This is a genomic window from Mycobacterium sp. (assembly GCF_040509115.1).
GTDB lineage: Bacteria > Actinomycetota > Actinomycetes > Mycobacteriales > Mycobacteriaceae > Mycobacterium.
Window position 1 is genome coordinate 1 of sequence record NZ_JBEVLO010000523.1, and the last position, 3,822, is coordinate 3,822.

At 70.4% G+C, this 3,822-nt stretch carries 4 protein-coding genes; 3 read left to right on the forward strand and 1 reads right to left on the reverse strand.

Annotated elements, in window-relative coordinates; translation table 11 throughout:
* On the reverse strand, nucleotides 1-843 hold an 843-nt coding region (locus ABW137_RS35355), incomplete at its 3' end, for a phosphoenolpyruvate-utilizing N-terminal domain-containing protein (protein WP_526407538.1).
* Nucleotides 844-945: 102 nt separating this feature from the next.
* Here ABW137_RS35355 and ABW137_RS35360 point away from each other — a divergent pair.
* The 3 genes from ABW137_RS35360 to ABW137_RS35370 form a co-directional block, all read left to right on the forward strand.
* The gene (locus ABW137_RS35360) at nucleotides 946-1,728 is read left to right on the forward strand and encodes a DeoR/GlpR family DNA-binding transcription regulator (protein ID WP_526407540.1); all 783 of its coding nucleotides are present in this window, start codon (nucleotides 946-948) and stop codon (nucleotides 1,726-1,728) included.
* Nucleotides 1,725-2,702 carry a 1-phosphofructokinase gene (gene pfkB / locus ABW137_RS35365; protein WP_526407542.1) on the forward strand — a complete coding sequence of 326 codons (978 nt, stop codon included), beginning with the start codon at nucleotides 1,725-1,727 and terminating at the stop codon, nucleotides 2,700-2,702. The genes ABW137_RS35360 and pfkB overlap by 4 nt, the downstream gene beginning before the upstream one ends.
* A 47-nt stretch (nucleotides 2,703-2,749) precedes the next feature.
* Nucleotides 2,750-3,822: fructose PTS transporter subunit IIA (locus tag ABW137_RS35370; RefSeq protein WP_526407544.1), on the forward strand; the 1,073-nt coding region annotated here is incomplete at its 3' end.

The window sequence follows — 3,822 nt, forward strand, 5'->3', positions numbered from 1 at the left end:
AAGGACGGCGACCGGGTATCCGTCGGCCGTGGCGCCCGGACCGGACCACCCTGCGGCCCGCTCGGCGTCGCGCTGCGCCGCAGCCACCGCGTCGGCCGCGGCCGCGGCATCGGGCGTGACGGTGACGGTTCCCGAAGCGCTGTCGACGAGCACCATCGTCTCGGCGTCGACGGCATCCAGCCCGACAACGGCGACGACACAGGGGATGCCGAGCTGACGCGCGATGATCGCCGTGTGGCTGGTGGGCCCGCCGAGCGTGGTGGCCAGCGCCACGACCAGCGACGCATCGAGCCCCGCCGTGTCGACGGGGGCCAGGTCCTCGGCACACAGGATCGACGGCACGTCGGGCACCGGGACCCCGGGTTCGGGCAGACCGTTGAGTTCGGCGATCACGCGATCGCGGATGTCGCGGAGGTCCGTCACGCGTTCGGCCATCAGACCACCGATCTGGGTGAACATCGCGACGAACTGATCGACGGCGCCGGATACGGCCCGCACCGCCGGGTTGCCCTCGCCGATCCGCTTCTCCGTCGCGGCGATCCAGGCGCGATCCTGCGCCAGGCTGGCCGTGGTCTGCAGCACCTCCGAGGCCGCACCCGACGCGTTGGCGGCACGGGCGCGCAGCCGATCGGCGACGGCCGCGGCGGCGGCCGCGAACCGGGCGACCTCGCCGGGACGATCGGTTTCCCCGACGTCACCGGCCGCGTCGTCGACGGGGGGCCTTGAGCCGGGCCTGATGACGGGTGCGTACTGAACACCTCCGACTGCCGGGATGCCGTGCAGGACGGTCCCCGAGGCGGGCGGAGCGGACTGGAGTGACGTAGGCGACGGTGTCGTACTCATGTGAACCAGATTACAGAAAATGATTGACAAGTCAACACACTCAGGGGTAAAACCAAATATATCAACATTCCAACCGCAGATATCCCACAAAAACGGAGACCCATGTACGCGGAAGAGCGCCAGCAAGCGATCGCCGCGCTGGTGATTAGCCAGGGCCGCGCGTCAGTCGCCGAACTCGCCCAGACCTACGACGTCACCACCGAGACCGTGCGACGCGACCTGGCCACCCTGGACCGGGCAGGCATCCTGCGCCGGGTGCACGGTGGCGCCGTCCCCACCCGGGCACTGCACCTCGTCGAACCCGGCGTCGGCGAACGCGAAACCACCCGCGCCGACTACAAGGACGCGATCGCGGCCGCCGCCGCCGAGTTCTTCCCGCTGAGCGGCGCGAGCGTGCTGCTGGATGCGGGCACCACCACGGCGCGGATCGCCAACCACCTGCCCACCGACCGGGAACTGGTCGTCGTCACCAACTCCGTGCCGATCGCCGCCCGGTTGGCGTCGACGCCCACCGTGACGCTGCAGCTGCTCGGCGGCCGGGTGCGTGGCGTCACGCAGGCCGCAGTCGGCGAACAGGCGCTGCGGGTGCTCGACACGCTGCGCGTCGACATCGCGTTCGTCGGCACCAACGGCATCAGCGTCCGCCACGGGCTCTCGACCCCCGACAGCGAGGAGGCGGCGATCAAGCGGGCGATGGTCGAGTGCGCCAATTACGTCGTCGTCGCGGCCGACTCCACCAAGGTCGGACGCGAGGACTTCGTCAGCTTCGCCCCGATCTCCAGCGTCGACACCCTCATCACGGACGCGGAGATCTCCGCCATCGACCGCCAGCAGTTGACCGACGAGGGCGTCGAGGTCGTCATCACCGCGGGAGCCCCCGAATGATCATCACCATCACCCCCAATCCGAGCATCGACCGCACGGTCACGCTCGGCACCACGTTGAACCGCGGCGCCGTGCATCGCGTCACCTCGGCGACCAGCGAGCCCGGCGGCAAGGGCGTCAACGTCGCCCGCGCGCTGACCCTGGCCGGCCTCGACGCGCTGGCCGTCCTCCCGGCCGGCGACGCCGACCCCATCGTCACCGCGCTGCGTTCCAGCGGCGTGCCCTTCCAGTGCGTACCGGTCACCGGTGCAGTACGGACCAACATCGCGATCACCGAGATCGACGGCACCACCACCAAACTCAACGAACCGGGCGCTCCGCTCGACGAGGCCGCCCTCGAGGCGCTGACGCGAACGGTCGTCGCCCGTGCGGCCGACGCGACGTGGGTGGTGTTGTCGGGATCGCTTCCACCCGGCGTCCCCGCAAGCTGGTACGCCGATGTCGTCGCCGAATTGTCGCCACTGTCCTGCCAGGTCGCGGTTGATACGTCAGAGCGCCCGCTCGACGCGTTGGCCGCCGGGTTCGGCGTCGCGGCACCGGATCTCATCAAGCCCAACGCCGAAGAGCTCGCCGGACTCGTCGGAGCTTCCGCCGAGGAGCTGGAAACCGCCGTCGCCCAGGGCGATCCGACGCCGGTGGTGGCCGCCGCAAACCAGCTCGTCGAACGCGGCGCCAAGTCCATCCTCGTCACGCTCGGAGCGGCGGGGGCGGTGCTCGTCGACCCGACGGGCAGCTGGATGGCCAGCCCGCCACCGATCACCCCGCGCAGCACCGTCGGCGCAGGCGACTCGTCACTGGCTGGCTACGTCCGTGCCGCGGTCGGCGGGGCCGAGCCGCCGCGTCGCCTCCAGATGGCCGTCGCCTATGGCAGCGGGGCGGCGGCACTCCCCGGCTCAGCACTTCCGTCACCGTCGCAAATCGACCTCAATTCCGTACGGGTGTATGCGATTACGCCCGCAACCACCCGCCCGTAGACCGTCTCGTCACTCCGCTCGCCCAGCCCACCAAGAAGGGGAAACACATGTCCATCATCACCACCGACCTCGTCGCCATGGACGTCGACGCAGGCGGCGACAAGCAGGCCGTCATCGGCATGCTCGCCGCCCGCCTCGCCGATGCCGGTCGTGCGACCGATCGCGACGGCCTCGTCGACGCGGCCATGGCACGGGAAGCACAGTCGGCGACCGGGTTGCCCGGCGGCATCGCGATCCCGCACTGCCGTTCTCCGTACGTCGAGACCGCCACCATCGGATTTGCGCGACTCTCCCCCGCCGTCGACTTCGGCGCTCCGGACGGCCCAGCCGACCTCGCCTTCCTGATCGCCGCCCCGGATTCCGGCGGCGCCGAGCACATGAAGCTGTTGTCAAGTCTGGCAAGAGCGTTGGTCCGCAAGGAGTTCGTCCAGTCGCTGCGCGACGCGAACTCGGCCGCCGAGGTCGTCGAGCTGGTCGAGGGCGTCGTGAATCCGGCACCGGCCACCGACGCGCCCAAGGCCGCCGCCGCCCCCGCCGCCCCGGTTGGCGAGGCGAAGGCCAGGTCCCTGGTCGCCGTCACCGCCTGCCCCACCGGCATCGCCCACACCTACATGGCGGCCGACTCACTCGCGCTGGCGGGCAAGGAAGCCGGCATCACCGTGCACGTCGAGACCCAGGGCTCGTCGGGCAGCACCCCGCTGGCCCCGGAGGTCATCGCCGCCGCCGACGCCGTCATCTTCGCCACCGACGTCGGCGTCAAGGACAGAGGCCGCTTCGCGGGCAAGCCCGTCATCGAATCCGGCGTCAAGCGTGCCATCAACGAGCCGGCCAAGATGGTGTCCGAAGCACTCGCTGCCGCAACGGATCCGAACTCTGCGAAGGTGCAGGGGACCGCGGGCGGAGGCGCCGCGTCCTCCGGCGCCGGGGCCGCAGGCGGCATCGGGTGGGGCACCCGCACCCGGCAGATCCTGCTCACCGGCGTGAGCTACATGATTCCGTTCGTCGCCGCGGGCGGGCTGCTGATCGCACTCGGATTCCTGTTCGCCGGCTACGAGATTGCAAACAAGCCCGAAGGCGGCACAACGTCGTACGGCAACATGTACGCGCTCAGCAACTCGCT

Excerpts from the sequence above, each read along its gene's own strand:
- ABW137_RS35360 (WP_526407540.1), top strand. The coding sequence starts at position 946 with ATGTACGCGGAAGAGCGCCAGCAAGCGATCGCCGCGCTGGTGATTAGC.
- pfkB (WP_526407542.1), top strand. The coding sequence starts at position 1,725 with ATGATCATCACCATCACCCCCAATCCGAGCATCGACCGCACGGTCACG.